Below are 15023 nucleotides of genomic sequence, written 5' to 3' on the forward strand. Positions count from 1 at the left end.
CAGCCTCGGCGCGATCCTAAGGGTTTCGGACTCCGTAAAATGTGTATTCGGATATCTTGAGCCCAGGGAACGACCGCCATGCCTTCGCGACGCTCTTTTCTGATGACTTCGTTGTTCGTACTTGCGAGCCAGCCGGCGCGCAGTGCCGATCCCTGGGAAGCACTGCGCACCAGGCGCGCCTTCGTGCTTCTCCGGCATGCGATCGCGCCGGGGACAGGCGATCCTCCGGGCATGCGCCTCGGCGATTGCAGCACACAGCGCAATCTCTCCGATGAGGGCCGAACCCAGGCGCAGCGCATCGGCTCCTTGCTGCGCGAAAACGGGATCGACAGGGCGGCGGTCTATTCGAGCGAATGGTGCCGGTGTCTCGACACCGCGCGTCTACTGGACCTCGGGCCGGTGTCGCCGCAGCCGCTTCTCAATTCCTTTTTCGGCCGGGCGGAGAACGGCGCCACACAGACGGAAGCGCTCAGGGCTTGGCTATCGAGCAGTCCGGGCGACCTGCCTCTGGTACTCGTCACGCATCAGGTCAACATCACGGGGCTGACATCGATCGTTCCGCGCAGCGGTGAACTCGTCTTCACGAGCATGAATGCAGCCGGCGCGGTCAGCGTTATCGGCCGGCAGTCCGCCGGGGCATGACAGGAAAAATCATGCGGCACAAATGGGGACCGCGCGTGATGAAATGGCTTGAAACAGGCTTAGGTGCGGCGGCAATCCAAACATGCCCCAGCGGACGCGCCGGCAGGGTCGGCGGCCGCATATTTCTCCAAATGCGGGCATGACGGGAGTCTAAAATCTGCATCGATCGGTTCGTGCGCGTGGTCTGCCGTGTCAATGGGATCAATCCCGAGGTGTCGTCGCAGTCACGGCAAAATCGTGCACGCTGTGCTGACCTCGCAGAGTTGGCAGGAAGCGCGAAGCGTTCGACTGCGTGAGTGGTGCTTCAACAACTCTTCTGCCTGCACAGCGTGACACTTGCGCCTATCGCGCCGCACAATAGGATGGGGAGCAGAATAGAAAGCGCAGAGGGCATCTCATGGACGAACCGCACGACACCAGTCAACTCGAGATGGTGGTCCTGATGACACCCGACATGGCCAACTTTTCCGGCAAGGTGCATGGCGGCGCGCTGCTCAATCTGCTCGATCGGGTGGCCTATTCCTGCGCTTCGCGCTACTCGCAGCAATATGCGGTGACCTTGTCGGTGGATCAGGTCGTGTTTCGCCAGCCGATCCATGTCGGCGAGCTCGTAACATTCCGCGCCTCGATCAACCATGCCGGTAGGACCTCCATGGAAGTCGGCATTCGGGTCGAGGCCGAGAACATCCGGACCGGCGAGCGGCGGCACACGAATTCCTGTTACTTCACCATGGTCGCTGTCGATGCCGAAGGCAGACCGACGGCTGTCCCTCTCTATGCGGCGCAAACCGACATTCGCAAACGCCGCCAGCGCGCTGCCGAAACACGACGGGCGCTGCGCCTGGAGTTCGAAGCGCGCTTCAGGGAAGCGAGCCAGACCGCGGACGAAACTCTTCCAGCAAACTGAGTAGCCGTCCAATTGCCTTGACTTTGATTGTGCCTTGGCCAAGTCCGGGGTGACGATCATTGTGAGTGAAGGCGGATACCATGCACAAGCTTTTCGATCTTTCGGGCCGACGGGCGCTGATCACCGGTTCATCTCAAGGCATCGGGCTTGCGCTCGCATCCGGCTTGCAGCAGGCCGGCGCGGAGATCGTGCTCAACGGACGCAGTCTGGACAAACTCGAGGTGGCTGCAGCCGAGCTTGGACCCGAGGTGCGGATTTTGCCGTTTGACGTGACCGATCATATGGCTGTGCGCGAGGCGGTCGATCGCTTCGAGGCAGAAGTCGGTCCGATCGACATCCTTGTCAACAATGCCGGCATGCAGCACCGGGCGCCGTTGGAAGACTTCCCGGCCGATGCGTTCGAAAAGCTACTGGCCGCGAATGTCTCGAGCGTTTTCAATGTCGGTCAGGCCGTCGCGCGTCACATGATCGGACGCAAGCGTGGCAAGATCATCAATATCGCCAGCGTCCAGACGGCGCTCGCGCGTCCGACGATCGCGCCCTATACGGCGACCAAGGGAGCCGTCGGGAACCTCACCAAGGGCATGGCGACGGATTGGGCGCGCCATGGGCTGCAATGCAACGCGATTGCGCCTGGCTATTTCGAGACACCGCTCAACGAAGCCCTCGTGGCAGATCCGGAGTTCACGGCCTGGCTGTCGAAGCGTACGCCGGCGGGACGCTGGGGCAAGGTCGAGGAATTGGCTGGGGCCTGCGTCTTTCTCGCGTCCGATGCGTCGTCCTTCGTTAACGGCCATATCCTCTATGTGGACGGAGGCATTACCGCGTCCCTCTGAGCGCCACCTGTAGGTATCTGTCATCAGATCCGGGAGAAGGCCGCCAGCACCGTCCGTTCGGACTGCAGGAGATAGGCTTCCAAGGCAGCAGCCGCTCCCTTCGGATCGCCCGCCACGAGCTTTTCGAGAATGGCTGCATTCATCTCGACATAGGGCGCGTGGAGCAGTTCCGGCTCCTTCAGGAGGCCGAAGCTCAAGCGCAGTTCGGCAGCGATCTGCGCATAAAACCCTGCCAGTCTTTCACTGTCGGCCAGATCGACGATTGCTGCGTGGAATTTCATGTTCTCGCTACCGACCGCAGTCCAGTCGTTGACCTTGCTCGCCGCACGGGCGGTCTCGACTGCCGCCCGCATGCGAGCAACTGCGGGATGGTTGGGATAGGCATTGGACAGTGCCTGACACTCGACCAGGCGGCGAACGCGATAGATATCAATGATCGAGGCCATGCTGGGCGTTGCGACGAAGACACCCCTGTTCGGTTCGTGCTGAAGCAGACCGTCTTTGGTCAAGAGCCGGAAGGCCTCGCGCAGCGAGTTGCGCGAAACAGCAAAGTCGGCGCTCAAGGCAGCTTCCGACAAGCGCTGTCCGGGCTTCAGCTCTCCGCTGATCAGTCTGTCGCGAATTGCTTCCGCCAGGCGTGGCGCCAAGGCCGCCGTCGTTTCCGTCTCTGCCATGCTCATTCCCCAGGTGCCGGTCAGCCCGGTGCAGCTTCACAAGCCATCCCGAAGCGACGATCGGTGGACAGCTTCGCTGCCTTATCGTCCATGTGCGAAATCGCAGCAAGGCGGGAGCCAATCACGGCCAAAAATTGTTCTTGGAGATTCGAAATCTGCTTATCCGAGCATCAAATTGCTCAACATTACGGCAATAAAGTAGAACGATAAAATAAAATCGTTGAACAATATTGACAGAATTGCGGAACCACGAGAGGCTAACCTCGCAGGTGAACAACAAGCCCCGCGCAAAGCAGGGCAGGTCAACCGAGAGGGTAACATGGAACAGACATCGACAGCTCCCGATGGAGCCGTATCCGGCGGCATGTCCGCCAAGACGCGCCGCGGCGCCTTGATCGCCGCAATCTTCCTCATGGCAACGTCCGCCATCGGGCCTGGTTTCATCACCCAGACAGCCACATTCACAACCAAGCTCGGATCGGCCTTTGCCTTCGCGATCCTCGCCTCGATCCTCATCGACTTCGTCGTGCAGCTGAACATCTGGCGGATCGTCACGCTGACGAAAATGCGTGCCTCCGACATCGCGAACGCCGCCATTCCCGGCACCGGTTATGTGCTGGCGATCCTGGTCATCGTCGGCGGGTTGTTCTTCAACATCGGCAATATCGGCGGTGCGGGCCTTGGCCTGAATGCGCTTCTCGGCCTCGACCCCAAGCTGGGCGGATCGATCAGCGCACTGATTGCGATCGGCATCTTCCTGTCGCACCGCGCAGGTGTGGCGATCGACCGCGTCATCGTGGTCGCCGGCCTGTTGATGATCGTCCTGACCGTCTACGTCGCGCTTGTCTCGCAGCCGCCGGTGGGTGACGCCTTCTTCCAGACCTTCCTGCCGAGCACGATTGATTTTGCCACGATCACGACGATCGTCGGCGGCACGGTCGGCGGCTACATCACCTATTCCGGCGCACATCGCCTGCTCGACAAGGGCACTGTTGGCATCGAGAACCTCGGCGCCGTGAACCGCGCTGCCCTCACCGGCATCGCCGTCACCGGCGTCATGCGCTACGTACTCTTCCTCGCCATCCTCGGCGTCGTCGCAAGTGGTGTCGTCATCGACGTCACTGGCAAGGGTGCCAACCCGGCGGCCCAGGCCTTCCAGGCGGCGGCCGGCGATGTCGGCATGCGGATCTTCGGGGCCATCTTCTGGGCAGCCGCGATCACCTCCGTGATCGGCGCGGCCTATACCTCGGTGTCCTTCGTCACAGTCTTCAAGAAGGACATGACCGAACGCGCCCGCAACATAGCGACCGTCATCTTCATCGCCGTCTCGCTGTTCTTCTACATCATCATCACGACGCCGCCGGCACAGATGCTGGTCTTCGTCGGTGGTCTGAATGGCCTCATCCTGCCGATCGGTCTGACAATCTTCATCTATGCCGGCTGGGCCCGATCCGACCTGATGGGCGGCTATCGCTATCCGCGTTGGCTGCTGATCCTGGGCGCTCTGACTTGCGCGCTCACCTGGTACATGGGCTACAAGTCGATTGGGCCAATCTTCGCGCTGCTGACCGCCGCGTAACTCGCACCAAAGGGAGGACGACATGACTGCCATCGATCTGAACAGCGACCTCGGCGAAAGCTATGGCGCCTGGGCCATGGGCGACGACGAGGCGATGCTCTCCATCGTCTCCAGCGCCAATGTCGCCTGCGGTTTCCATGCCGGTGATCCGCTCGGCATCTGGAAGACCGTGAAGGCTGCCGCCGAGCGCGGCGTTTCGATCGGGGCGCATGTCTCCTATCCGGATCGCGTCGGCTTTGGCCGGCGCGACATGGATGTCACCTCGGCGGAGCTGACCGCCGACGTGATCTACCAGATCGGCGCGATCAAGGGCGTTGCGGCGGCAGCGGGGGTCAGCGTCGGCTATGTGAAGCCGCATGGGGCGCTCTACAACCGCATCGCCCACGACGCCCAGCAGGGTCAGGCCGTCATCGATGGCATCAAGGCGATCGATCCGACACTGGTGATGATGGGCCTTGCGGGATCACCGATCCTGGAACTCGCTCGCGCCTCAGGCCTCGCCGTAGTTGCCGAGGCCTTTGCCGACCGGGCCTATACGCCCGCAGGTGCGCTCGTGTCCCGTCGCGAAGCCGGTGCGGTCCTGCATGATTCCGCAGTCATCGCACAGCGCATGCTGCAGCTCGTGCATGATGGCACGATCGAGGCGATCGACGGGTCCACGATCAAGATCGATGCGCAGTCCATCTGCGTCCATGGCGACAGCCCCGGCGCCGTCGCCATCGCGCAGGAAATCCGACAGGCCTTCGAAAAGTACGGCATCGCGGTGCGCTCCTTCCTCAATCGCTGATATCCGCAAGGAGAGACTTCGATGATCGATCTTGAGACCTTGCGCCATGTCGATGCGGCCGAAGCACGGACGGCCCGCGAACGCTATCGCGCGGGTGCCGTCGAGCCGACATCCGGCGTGGCACCGGGCTTTACACAGGCGAACATGATCGTCTTGCCGCGCGACTGGGCCTTCGACTTCCTGCTCTATGCACAGCGCAATCCGAAAGCCTGCCCGGTGCTCGACGTGTCCGATCCGGGTTCGCATGCGACCGTGCTCGCCGAGGGCGCTGATCTGCGCCGCGATGTGCCGCTCTATCGGATCTGGCGGGACGGCCAGCTTGCCGAGGAGGTGACGGACGCAAGTGCAGCCTGGGCGGAGCATCCCGATCTCGTCAGCTTCCTGATCGGCTGCAGCTTCACCTTCGAAACGCCGATGATGGAGGCGGGCATCGAGATCCGCCACATCACCGACAACTCGAATGTGCCGATGTACCTGACCAATCGCGCCTGCCGGCCTGCGGGTCGACTGCAAGGCAATCTGGTCGTCTCGATGCGGCCCATCCCGGCGGGGCGCGTTGCGGATGCTGCCACGATTTCGGGCCGCTTCCCGGCGGTTCACGGCGCACCCGTGCATATCGGTGCGCCGGCAGAGCTTGGGATTGCCGATCTCGGCAAACCGGAATTCGGTGATGCCGTGCGGATCGAGCCGGGCGAAGTGCCGGTCTTCTGGGCCTGCGGAGTGACGCCGCAAGCTGCGGTCATGGCCTCGAAAGTTCCGTTTGCCATCACCCACGCTCCCGGCCACATGTTCATCACCGACATTCCCGATTCCGCCTATCACGCCTGAGGCCAAGATGCGTTTTCTTCCCGTCAGCCTGACCGTTCTGATCGTCGAATTGAAGGATCTCGACGAGACGCTCGCGCTCTTCGCCTCGCTGGAGGCGCAGCCGGTCGACGGCGTCGTCGACATCGTGCCGGCCGCGCGCACATTGATGATCCGCTTTCGTCCGGAGACGCTGACGGCTGAAAGGCTCGCGGCGGCGATCAGCACGCGCGACCTCTCGGCGAAGATCCCGCCATCCGACATGCTGGTCGAGATCCCCGTCAGCTACGACGGCGAGGACCTGCAGGATGTCGCAGACCTGACGGGCTTGTCGATTGCGGAGGTGATCGAACGACATACCGCGAGCGAGTTCACAGTCGCCTTCTGCGGCTTTGCTCCCGGCTTCGGTTATCTCGTCGGCGGCGATCCGATGCTGCAGGTACCGCGACGCCAGAGCCCTCGGACGAAGATCCCCGCCGGCTCCGTTGCACTCGCGGGTGCATTCTCCGGTGTCTATCCGCAGGCGAGCCCCGGTGGCTGGCAGATCATCGGCACGACGCCCCTGAAAATGTGGGATTTGACGCGCGAGCCGCCGGCCCTCTTCCAGCCGGGATACCGGGTGCGCTTTTTCGATCTGGCCAAGCGGACACAGACTGTCACTACCTCGGTCACATCGGATGTAGCCCCGCCCCCTGTTATCGAGCATGCGGCATCCACATCCATCAGGGTTACGGCCGCCCCGATGCCGGCACTGGTGCAGGATCTCGGTCGCTTCGGTCAGACTGGCCAGGGTGTCTCGTCCGCCGGTGCGCTGGACCAGGGCGCGTTCCGGGCTGCGAACCGCACCGTCGGCAATCCGGTCGGGGCCGCCTGTCTCGAAATTGCGCTAGGCGGTTTCTCGTTCGAGATCTCCGGCCCCGGTGTGATGGCGCTGACCGGTGCTCCCTGCCCTGTCGCCATCCTGGACGCGAAGGGCCGTGTGACCGAGGCGTCCAGCTATCAGCCGATCTCGCTCGAAGCCGGCGATCGCGTGACGCTCGGCTTTGCCGCACGAGGCGCTCGCAGCTATCTTTCATTTCGCGGTGGTATCGACGTGGCGCCGGTTCTCGGCAGCGCATCGACAGATACCTTGGCCGTCGTGGGACCAGAGGCGGTTGGCCTGGGCGCGGTGCTTGCGATTGGCACGTCCGAGCGCGGTCTTTCGCCTGTATCGCTCACCGAGAGCCCAGCCTTCGACTGTCCCACACCCGGTGACATCGTCACGCTAGACGTGGTCATGGGGCCGCGCAGCGACTGGTTCACCGAGCACGGCATCGCCACACTTGCATCCCAGGTCTACGACGTGACGCCGCAGTCGAATCGGGTCGGTATCCGGCTTTCAGGGCCAGAATCACTTGAACGCAAGGATAAGGCGGAGCTTCCAAGCGAGGGAACGGCGACCGGCGCCATCCAGGTTCCGCATAGCGGCCAGCCGGTGCTCTTCCTCGCCGATCATCCGCTGACCGGCGGCTATCCGGTCATCGGCACGGTTGCCGAATATCATCTCGATCTTGCCGGGCAGATCCCGGTGAATGCAAAAATCCAGTTCCGGCCCATCACGCGCTTCGCCGAGATCGTGCCCGACAGGGCATGACGCTTACCGCCGCGATGAGAGGCCAGGGAGACACTGAGGAGACCCCGATGAAGAAAGTGCTGATTGCCAATCGCGGCGAAATCGCCGTGCGTATCATCCGCGCCTGCGGCGACTACGGGCTCCAGTCCGTTGCCGTCTATGCCGACCCCGACATGGACGCGCTGTTCGTCAAGCTTGCAGACGAGGCCTATGGTCTCGGTGGCAGCCGCCCGGCGGAGACCTATCTCGACATTGAAAAGCTCATCGCCATTGCGAGGCGTTCAGGAGCCGATGCCGTCCATCCCGGCTACGGCTTTCTCTCCGAGCGCGCCGAGTTCGCCCGCGCGGTTCAGGAGGCCGGGCTTGCGTGGATTGGCCCGGACCCTGAAGTCATCGAAGCGCTCGGCGACAAGGTAGAGGCACGGCGGATCGCGCAGTCGGTCGGTGCGCCGCTGGTCGCAGGCAGCGATGGTCCGGTCGAAACCGCCGAAGAGGTCATTGATTTTGCCAGGAAGTATGGGCTTCCCGTCGCGATCAAGGCCGCCCATGGCGGCGGTGGGCGCGGCCTGAAGGTCGCCTGGAAGATGGAGGAAGTGGCCGAGCTCTATCATTCGGCCGTGCGCGAGGCCGAGGCCGCGTTTGGTCGTGGTGAGTGTTTCCTGGAGCGTTTCCTCGACCGGCCGCGCCATATCGAGGCGCAGGTTCTCGCCGACAAACATGGCAATGTGCTCGTCCTCGGGACGCGTGACTGCTCGCTGCAGCGGCGCAACCAGAAACTCGTTGAGGAGGCACCAGCGCCCTTCCTGACCGACGCGCAGCGTCAGTCGATCCATGACGCGGCCAAGAAGATTTGCGCAGCCGCCGGTTATTCGGGTGCAGGTACGGTCGAGTTCCTGCTCGGGGTCGATGGCACCATCTCCTTCCTGGAAGTGAACACCCGTCTGCAGGTCGAGCATCCCGTAACCGAGGAAACCACAGGCATCGATCTCGTGGTGGAGCAGTTCCGCATTGCCGAAGGCAAGGCACTCGAAGTGCTTGAGACCCCTGCCCCGCGCGGCCACTCGATCGAATTTCGCATCAATGCCGAAGACCCCGGCCGCGGCTTCCTGCCGACGCCGGGTACGATCACCCGTTTCGATCCGCCTTCGGGTCCCGGCGTTCGCCTGGACACCGGTGTCACTAGTGGCTCCACCATCCCCGGGACCTTCGATTCTCTCATGGCGAAGCTGATTGTGACCGGCGCGACGCGCGAGCAGGCGCTGGCGCGGGCTCGAAGGGCACTCGCAGAGTTCAAGATTGAAGGCGTGGCGACCGTCCTGCCCTTCCATCGCGCTGCCATGGAAAGCCGCGACTTCACCGGAGAAGAGGGCTTCCGCGTCCACACCCGCTGGATCGAGACGGATTTCGCAGAGCCGCTTGCGGCCGCCTCCCGTCCAGAGCCGGTATGTGACACGTCCCTGATCCGGACCCATGTCGAGATCGATGGCAAAAGACATGAACTGGCGATCCCAGCCATACTGCTTTCCGGCCTCGGCAATATCTCCGGCGGACAGGCTGGCGGTGCACAAGCCTCATCCGGCAAGACGGAAGACAGCATGAGCATTGCCGCGCCCATTTCGGGCACGTTGCAGGCGTTCAAGGTCGAGGAGGGTGCAGAGGTCCAAAGCGGCGATCTGATTGCGGTGATGGAAGCGATGAAGATGGAAACCCAGGTCATCGCTGCGCGCAGTGGTCGTGTCAGCTTCAAGAGCGAGGCAGGCGCCTATCTGGCTGCCGGGCAAGAGATCGCGCGCTATCTGGACTGAGGGCCTGTGCACTGACAGGGTCGGCGAAACCTCGTCGACCAATTTCATCTACTCGGCCGCGCCTGAATAGCAAAAGGCCCGCCAATGGCGGGCCAAACGCTGAAGCCGAAGACCCTCAGGCCTTGTCGACGACATTCTTCACGGCTTCCTTTGCCTCACCCTTGGCCTGCTGGCCATGGCCCTTGGCTTCCTGAGCGGCGCCCTTGGCTTCCATGCTGTGGTTGTCGGTCGCGTCGCCGACAGCCTGCTTGGCCTTGCCTGCGAGTTCATTCGACTTGCCGGAAATCTTGTCGGATGTGGAACCCATTTTCGTTCTCCTTGTTGGCGGTGACGCACAGCTTCCAATTCGCTACCCGGTCATCTGCCGGGAAAGTCCATCTCGCGCTGCTTTACGATCCGCTTGATCCTACAATGCTTTAAGGCGAGAATCGTTCCGATGTTTGAGGCCAAATGTACTGCATGAGGCTGGTTCATGTGTGCTGTGACGGCGTGACTTGTCCCTTCACAACGGCTCTCCCGGACACACAAAAACCGGTGACACCGCGAAGCATCACCGGTTTGATTGATCCGTCTGACTGGACGCTCAGCGCTTGTAGGCGCCGAGACCGGGGCGATAGGTCTTGTCGTCGAGGAACTGCTTAAGGCCCTCGGCGCGGCCATTGCTCTTGTCGAGGAAGAGCATCTGCTCCAGCTTGGCGTAGATGTAGTCGTCGGCCTGTTCCCAAGGCATGTTGCGCACGCGCTTGAACGTGTCCTTGGCAGCCTTGAGCACCACGGGGTTCTTTTCGAGCAGGCTTGCACAGAGAGCGCGGACGCGGGTCTCGAGATCAGCCAGCGGCACGGACTCGTTGACGAGGCCCATCTCGCGCGCCTTCTGACCGCCGAAGGTCTCGCCCGTCATGATGTAATAGAGCGAGTCGCGGTGGTTCATCACCTCGGCAACGGCACGGGTCACGTTGCCGCCCGGCAGAATGCCCCAGTTGATTTCCGAAAGGCCGAAGGTTGCCTCATCAGCGGCAATTGCGAGATCGCAGGAAACGAGTGGCGTGAAGGCGCCGCCGAAGCACCAGCCGTTGACCATGGCGATGGTCGGCTTTTCGAAATACATCAGGCGGTTCCACCAGCCACCGGACTGACGGCGGCTCTTCAGAACGGCCGCACGGCCCTTGCCGTCGTTCTCGCGGAAATACTCCTTCAAGTCCATGCCAGCCGACCAGGACTGGCCAGCGCCACGCAGAACGAGGACGCCGCAGCGATCATCGGCTTCCAATTCGTCCAGCACTTCCAGCATGCGGATGTTGAGCTTCGGACTCATTGCATTGCGCTTTTCCGGACGGTTCAGCGTGACGAAGGCGATGCCGTTGTCGAATTCGACCAGAACCGGATCTGGCGTGGTGTTTGTCTCAGTCATGGTGGCTCCTTGAGGCTTTTCGTGGGGGCTCACGCCCGGTCGAAGGTGTTCAGCTGTTGGCATGGGCCTGGCGCAGAATGTGCTTCTGCGCCTTTCCGGATGCCGTTCGCGGGATCTGGTCGAGGAATACGATGCGTGCGGGACGCTTGTAGGATGCCAGACGATCGGCACAATGGGCGAGGATTTCGTCGGCAGAGGGCAAGTCTGCCTGGGCAACGATAAAGGCGACGCCGCATTCGCCCCATTTCGGATCGGGCAGCCCGAGCACGGCAACATCCCTTACCTTGGGATGCGCGCCGATGACGGCCTCTATCTCCGCCGGGAAGACGTTCTCCCCGCCGGAAATATACATGTCCTTGAGCCTGTCCGGGACGGAGATGACGCCGCCTTCGGCACGTCGACCAAGATCCCCGGTGCGATACCACTCGCCGACGAAGGCCCGGGCGGTCTCGCCCGGATTGTTCCAGTAGCCCGGCGTCACTGAGGGACCCTTCACCCAGATTTCTCCGACGTCGCCATCCGGCACGTCCTGACCGTCATCGCCGACCAGCCGGACGGCGAGAAGTGGTGCGGGATAGCCGACGCTGCCAGGATGCCGCGCGACCGCGTCACGATCCAGCGGCATGTGAATGGTCGTGCCGGCTTCGCTCATGCCATAGCCGTTGACGAGCGGAATGCCGTCTTGGAGGAAGGTTTCGATCAGCGCCGGCGACAGTGGTGCTCCACCGATGAAGATCGCCTGCAGTGCTTTCAGAGCCGTCGGGTCCCAGGCGGAAGAGTTTCTAAGGGCCGCGGCCATCTGCGGGACGGCGAAATAGTGGGTGATGCCCAGCGCCGGATCTCCGAGGACGGAAAGGGTGCGGTCGGGCATGAAGCGATCGGAGATGACCAGGCGTCCGCCCATCATCAGTGTCGTGCGGCCGATCGCAACCAGACCGATGGTGTGGAAAAACGGCAGGTCACAGAGCGTGACGGAGTGGCTGGTGACTTCACCGACCAGCGAAAAGTTGACGGCAGAGGCAAAGGCATTGCGGCGGGTGATGACCACACCCTTGGGGCTCCCTGTCGTCCCCGAGGTGTAGAGCATGATGCAGGGTGCATCCGCATCGACTGCGGCTGGCTCTGCCCGCGGTGAAGACGCGACCATCTCGGCCCAGCCACCGTCGCCTTCAATGGGGATGGTTCGCGGCATTGCCTCGGAGATCTCCGCGAGGACCGACGCGAACTCTGCATCATGCAGCAGCAGCGAGGGTTCACAATCGGCGATGATCTGTCCGAGTTCGGCCGCTCCGAGACGCCAGTTCAAGGGTACGAAGACCAGACCAGCGCGCTGACAGGCCAGGCAGACAGTGATTTGCTCGATGGAGTTGCGTCCGAAAAAGGCGATGCGCTGCATCACCGGATTATCACCAACGATCTCCAGAAGCCGGTATGCGGCGCGGGCGACGGCCAGATCCAATACGCCATAATTCTGGGTTCGGCCGGTCGCCACTTCGTAGACCGCCGGCCGTTCTGGCGTCACCTGGGCTCGGTAGATGACGGGATCGTCCGTCTCAAGACCGACGGCTCCCCTGACTGCCAAAACAGACTTGATTTCAGGCTGCATGTTTGTCCTCCTCATCGCCACCCCTCAGGGGCCTCCTTGGCGAATTGTATGCTAAACATACTAATTGACCTCCAAATGTTTGACAAGCGGCAATTTGACTGTTGCAGTCGAAAGTGATCATGAATGATTCCGTAAGTTCGATGCCGCATGATTGGAAGAGGAGCCATGACTCGACACAATGACCTGAAGCCCGCGAACGACGACGATGTCTTCGAAGTGGGCTCGCCATTACGCACAGGCCGCCTCGACGACATTCTCGGCTTTCACCTCAGGATGGCGAATGTCGCCATCTATCAGGACTACACGGCCGCCATGGGCGACATCGGGCTGACGCAGAAGCAGTTTGCCGTCCTCGAACTGATCGCCGCAAATCCGAGGGTGAGCCAGATCGACATCGCCAACCAGCTCAGCATGGACAGGGCAACGATGATGGCGCTGGTGAACCGTCTGGAAAGCCGCAATCTTCTGGAACGGCAACCATCCCCCATCGATCGGCGACGCCAGGAGCTGCTGTTGACCGAGGCGGGGGCCGAGATCCTGAAACAGGCCCGCAACATCCAGAAACAGCATGAACTGCGCTTCACCGCGCGGTTTACGCCGGAGGAACTGCAAGCATTCATCGAAGGGCTGAAGCGTGTCTATGCGGATATCATGCCACGCAACAGCCAGACCGACTGACCGTTGTCGACATGCTTGCGAAAGAAAAACGGCCGCCCGGAAGGCGGCCGTTTCATTTCCATGATCAGAAGGGATAGTGCTGGTTCGGATCTTCGATGGTGATCCAGCGCAGCTCCGTAAACTCGGAGATCGCGGCCTTGCCGCCGAAGCGACCATAGCCACTGCCCTTAACGCCGCCGAAAGGCATCTGCGGCTCATCGAAGACCGTCGGGCCATTGATGTGGCAAATGCCGGACTCGATGCGGGCGGCGACAGCGAGCGCGCGGCGGATGTCGCGGCTGAAGACGGCGCCGGAGAGACCATACTCGGTGTCGTTAGCAACGCGGATCGCTTCTTCCTCATCCTTCACGCGGATGATCGGCTTGACCGGGCCGAAGCTTTCTTCCTGATACATCCGCATGTCCGAGGTGACATTGTCGAGCAGAGTTGCTTCGACGACGCTGCCTTCGCGCTTGCCACCGGCAACGAGCTTTGCACCCTTGGAAACGGCGTCGGCGATCAGCTCATCCATCTTCTTTGCAGATTCGAGGCTGATGAGCGAGCCGAGCACGACGTGGCCCTTCGGATCGCCGGCCGGCAGCTTCGATGCCTTGGCGGCGAGCTTTGCGACGAACTCGTCGGCGATTTTTTCATCGACGATGATACGCTCGGTCGACATGCAGATCTGGCCCATATTGGCGAAGGCGCCAAAGGCGGCGGCGTTCACGGCCGCGTCAATGTCGGCATCATCGAGGATGACGAGCGGCGCCTTGCCGCCGAGCTCCAGAAGGGCCGGCTTCAGATGACGGCCGCACAGTTCGCCGATGATCTTGCCGACCTTGGTGGAGCCGGTGAAATTGACGCGCTTGACTGCCGGGTTGGTGATCAGGGCTTCGACGATCTGGGCTGCATCCTCGGGCGCATTGGTGATGACACTGATGGCACCAGTCGGAAGGCCGGCTTCAACGAGGCACTGAGCGATCAGACGATGGGTACCAGGGCACTGCTCCGATGCCTTCAGGATCACGGTGTTGCCGCAGGCGAGCGGCATGGCGACCGCACGGGTGCCGAGGATGATCGGCGCATTCCACGGCGCGATGCCAAGGCAAACGCCGACGGCCTGGCGCATGCCCATGGAGAGCGAACCCGGCTTGTTGGACGGGATGACTTCGCCCGAGATCTGGGTGGTCATGGAAGCGGCTTCGCGCAACATGCTTGCAGCAACCATGACGTTGAAGGCGCCCCAATGGCCGGTGGCTCCGGTTTCGGCGACCACGAGTTCGGAGAACTCGGCGGTCTTCGATTCCATGATGTCAGCAGCCTTGAGCAGGATCTTGCGGCGCTCACCGGGGCCGGTCTTCGACCAGGCCGGGAAGGCTGCTGCAGCTGCGTCTACGGCTGCGTTGGCATCCTCGAGGCTTGCGGCCGAGGCCGTGGTCGCGACTTCCTGCGTAAAAGGATTGATGCGGGTAAAAGTGCGTCCGCCCGCGGCCGCCTTTTCGGCACCATTGATCAACAGCGAAACATGCATATTCATGGATCTTCCTCCTCCATTATTTTCAGGTTCAGAAATTGGTCCGTCGTTTTCTTCCGGCCCCGCCTGCTCTCTTGCGATCAGGTCTCGATCCTCCAGAGAGCAGGTTATTCCTAAACGGACCGGCAACCTCCCCGATCCGCTCTATTTTGTAAGTCTAGCAAACAAT

The 15023-nt window shown here is 62.1% G+C and carries 14 protein-coding genes; 9 read left to right on the forward strand and 5 right to left on the reverse strand.

Features of this window, described 5'->3' with window-relative positions; genetic code table 11:
• Positions 1–102 precede the first annotated feature (102 nt).
• From IP85_RS17165 to IP85_RS17175, 3 genes are all read left to right on the forward strand, one after another.
• Positions 103–642 (forward strand): histidine phosphatase family protein, encoded by a 540-nt coding sequence (locus IP85_RS17165; RefSeq protein ID WP_245280891.1) that lies wholly within the window; start codon positions 103–105, stop codon positions 640–642.
• A gap of 397 nt (positions 643–1039) precedes the next feature.
• On the forward strand, positions 1040–1549 hold the full coding sequence (locus IP85_RS17170; RefSeq protein WP_054150889.1) for an acyl-CoA thioesterase: 510 nt from the start codon (positions 1040–1042) through the stop codon (positions 1547–1549).
• Between the two features lie 80 nt (positions 1550–1629).
• Positions 1630–2385 carry an SDR family oxidoreductase gene (locus IP85_RS17175; RefSeq protein ID WP_054150890.1) on the forward strand — a complete coding sequence of 252 codons (756 nt, stop codon included), beginning with the start codon at positions 1630–1632 and terminating at the stop codon, positions 2383–2385.
• Between the two features lie 23 nt (positions 2386–2408).
• Here the strand turns inward: IP85_RS17175 and IP85_RS17180 are convergent, their stop codons facing one another.
• On the reverse strand, positions 2409–3059 hold the full coding sequence (locus IP85_RS17180) for a GntR family transcriptional regulator (RefSeq protein WP_054150891.1): 651 nt from the start codon (positions 3057–3059) through the stop codon (positions 2409–2411).
• Between the two features lie 319 nt (positions 3060–3378).
• Between IP85_RS17180 and IP85_RS17185 the strand changes: the two genes are divergently transcribed.
• The 5 genes from IP85_RS17185 to IP85_RS17205 are packed head-to-tail and all read left to right on the forward strand — an operon-like array spanning position 3379 to position 9646.
• The gene (locus IP85_RS17185) at positions 3379–4638 is read left to right on the forward strand and encodes an NRAMP family divalent metal transporter (RefSeq protein ID WP_054150892.1); all 1260 of its coding nucleotides are present in this window, start codon (positions 3379–3381) and stop codon (positions 4636–4638) included.
• A gap of 22 nt (positions 4639–4660) precedes the next feature.
• Positions 4661–5425 carry a 5-oxoprolinase subunit PxpA gene (locus tag IP85_RS17190; RefSeq protein ID WP_054150893.1) on the forward strand — a complete coding sequence of 255 codons (765 nt, stop codon included), beginning with the start codon at positions 4661–4663 and terminating at the stop codon, positions 5423–5425.
• Positions 5426–5446: 21 nt separating this feature from the next.
• Positions 5447–6253 (forward strand): putative hydro-lyase, encoded by an 807-nt coding sequence (locus IP85_RS17195; protein ID WP_054150894.1) that lies wholly within the window; start codon positions 5447–5449, stop codon positions 6251–6253.
• A 7-nt stretch (positions 6254–6260) separates the two neighbouring features.
• Positions 6261–7862: a 5-oxoprolinase/urea amidolyase family protein gene (locus IP85_RS17200; protein ID WP_054150895.1), complete on the forward strand. Its 1602-nt coding sequence runs from the start codon at positions 6261–6263 to the stop codon at positions 7860–7862.
• 47 nt (positions 7863–7909) lie between these two features.
• A complete protein-coding gene (locus tag IP85_RS17205) occupies positions 7910–9646 on the forward strand; it encodes a biotin carboxylase N-terminal domain-containing protein (RefSeq protein ID WP_054150896.1) in 1737 nt (578 codons plus the stop codon).
• 115 nt (positions 9647–9761) lie between these two features.
• Here IP85_RS17205 and IP85_RS17210 read toward each other — a convergent pair whose 3' ends face one another.
• The 3 genes from IP85_RS17210 to IP85_RS17220 all read right to left on the reverse strand — a co-directional run bounded on the left by IP85_RS17210 (position 9762) and on the right by IP85_RS17220 (position 12663).
• A complete protein-coding gene (locus IP85_RS17210; RefSeq protein WP_054150897.1) occupies positions 9762–9953 on the reverse strand; it encodes a CsbD family protein in 192 nt (63 codons plus the stop codon).
• Positions 9954–10229: 276 nt separating this feature from the next.
• Positions 10230–11057, reverse strand: a complete 828-nt coding sequence (locus IP85_RS17215; RefSeq protein WP_054150898.1) for a p-hydroxycinnamoyl CoA hydratase/lyase — start codon at positions 11055–11057, stop codon at positions 10230–10232.
• 49 nt (positions 11058–11106) lie between these two features.
• A complete protein-coding gene (locus IP85_RS17220) occupies positions 11107–12663 on the reverse strand; it encodes an AMP-binding protein (RefSeq protein ID WP_054150899.1) in 1557 nt (518 codons plus the stop codon).
• Positions 12664–12828: 165 nt separating this feature from the next.
• On the opposite strand from IP85_RS17220, the gene IP85_RS17225 reads away from it, so the two are divergent.
• The gene (locus tag IP85_RS17225) at positions 12829–13341 is read left to right on the forward strand and encodes a MarR family transcriptional regulator (RefSeq protein ID WP_054150900.1); all 513 of its coding nucleotides are present in this window, start codon (positions 12829–12831) and stop codon (positions 13339–13341) included.
• Positions 13342–13405: 64 nt separating this feature from the next.
• On the opposite strand, the gene IP85_RS17230 is transcribed toward IP85_RS17225, so the two are convergent.
• Positions 13406–14851, reverse strand: a complete 1446-nt coding sequence (locus IP85_RS17230) for an aldehyde dehydrogenase (protein ID WP_054150932.1) — start codon at positions 14849–14851, stop codon at positions 13406–13408.
• Positions 14852–15023 lie beyond the last annotated feature (172 nt).

This window comes from Rhizobium sp. AAP116 (assembly GCF_001295785.1).
Taxonomy (GTDB): Bacteria; Pseudomonadota; Alphaproteobacteria; order Rhizobiales; family Rhizobiaceae; genus Allorhizobium.

What these genes read in the sequence shown, in the direction of transcription:
- IP85_RS17200 (WP_054150895.1), top strand. Translation starts at nt 6,261, where the DNA reads ATGCGTTTTCTTCCCGTCAGCCTGACCGTTCTGATCGTCGAATTGAAG.
- IP85_RS17185 (WP_054150892.1), top strand. Translation starts at nt 3,379, where the DNA reads ATGGAACAGACATCGACAGCTCCCGATGGAGCCGTATCCGGCGGCATG.
- IP85_RS17225 (WP_054150900.1), top strand. Translation starts at nt 12,829, where the DNA reads ATGACTCGACACAATGACCTGAAGCCCGCGAACGACGACGATGTCTTC.
- IP85_RS17165 (WP_245280891.1), top strand. Translation starts at nt 103, where the DNA reads ATGACTTCGTTGTTCGTACTTGCGAGCCAGCCGGCGCGCAGTGCCGAT.
- IP85_RS17205 (WP_054150896.1), top strand. Translation starts at nt 7,910, where the DNA reads ATGAAGAAAGTGCTGATTGCCAATCGCGGCGAAATCGCCGTGCGTATC.
- IP85_RS17220 (WP_054150899.1), bottom strand. Translation starts at nt 12,663, where the DNA reads ATGCAGCCTGAAATCAAGTCTGTTTTGGCAGTCAGGGGAGCCGTCGGT.
- IP85_RS17210 (WP_054150897.1), bottom strand. Translation starts at nt 9,953, where the DNA reads ATGGGTTCCACATCCGACAAGATTTCCGGCAAGTCGAATGAACTCGCA.
- IP85_RS17175 (WP_054150890.1), top strand. Translation starts at nt 1,630, where the DNA reads ATGCACAAGCTTTTCGATCTTTCGGGCCGACGGGCGCTGATCACCGGT.
- IP85_RS17230 (WP_054150932.1), bottom strand. Translation starts at nt 14,851, where the DNA reads ATGCATGTTTCGCTGTTGATCAATGGTGCCGAAAAGGCGGCCGCGGGC.
- IP85_RS17190 (WP_054150893.1), top strand. Translation starts at nt 4,661, where the DNA reads ATGACTGCCATCGATCTGAACAGCGACCTCGGCGAAAGCTATGGCGCC.
- IP85_RS17170 (WP_054150889.1), top strand. Translation starts at nt 1,040, where the DNA reads ATGGACGAACCGCACGACACCAGTCAACTCGAGATGGTGGTCCTGATG.
- IP85_RS17195 (WP_054150894.1), top strand. Translation starts at nt 5,447, where the DNA reads ATGATCGATCTTGAGACCTTGCGCCATGTCGATGCGGCCGAAGCACGG.
- IP85_RS17180 (WP_054150891.1), bottom strand. Translation starts at nt 3,059, where the DNA reads ATGGCAGAGACGGAAACGACGGCGGCCTTGGCGCCACGCCTGGCGGAA.
- IP85_RS17215 (WP_054150898.1), bottom strand. Translation starts at nt 11,057, where the DNA reads ATGACTGAGACAAACACCACGCCAGATCCGGTTCTGGTCGAATTCGAC.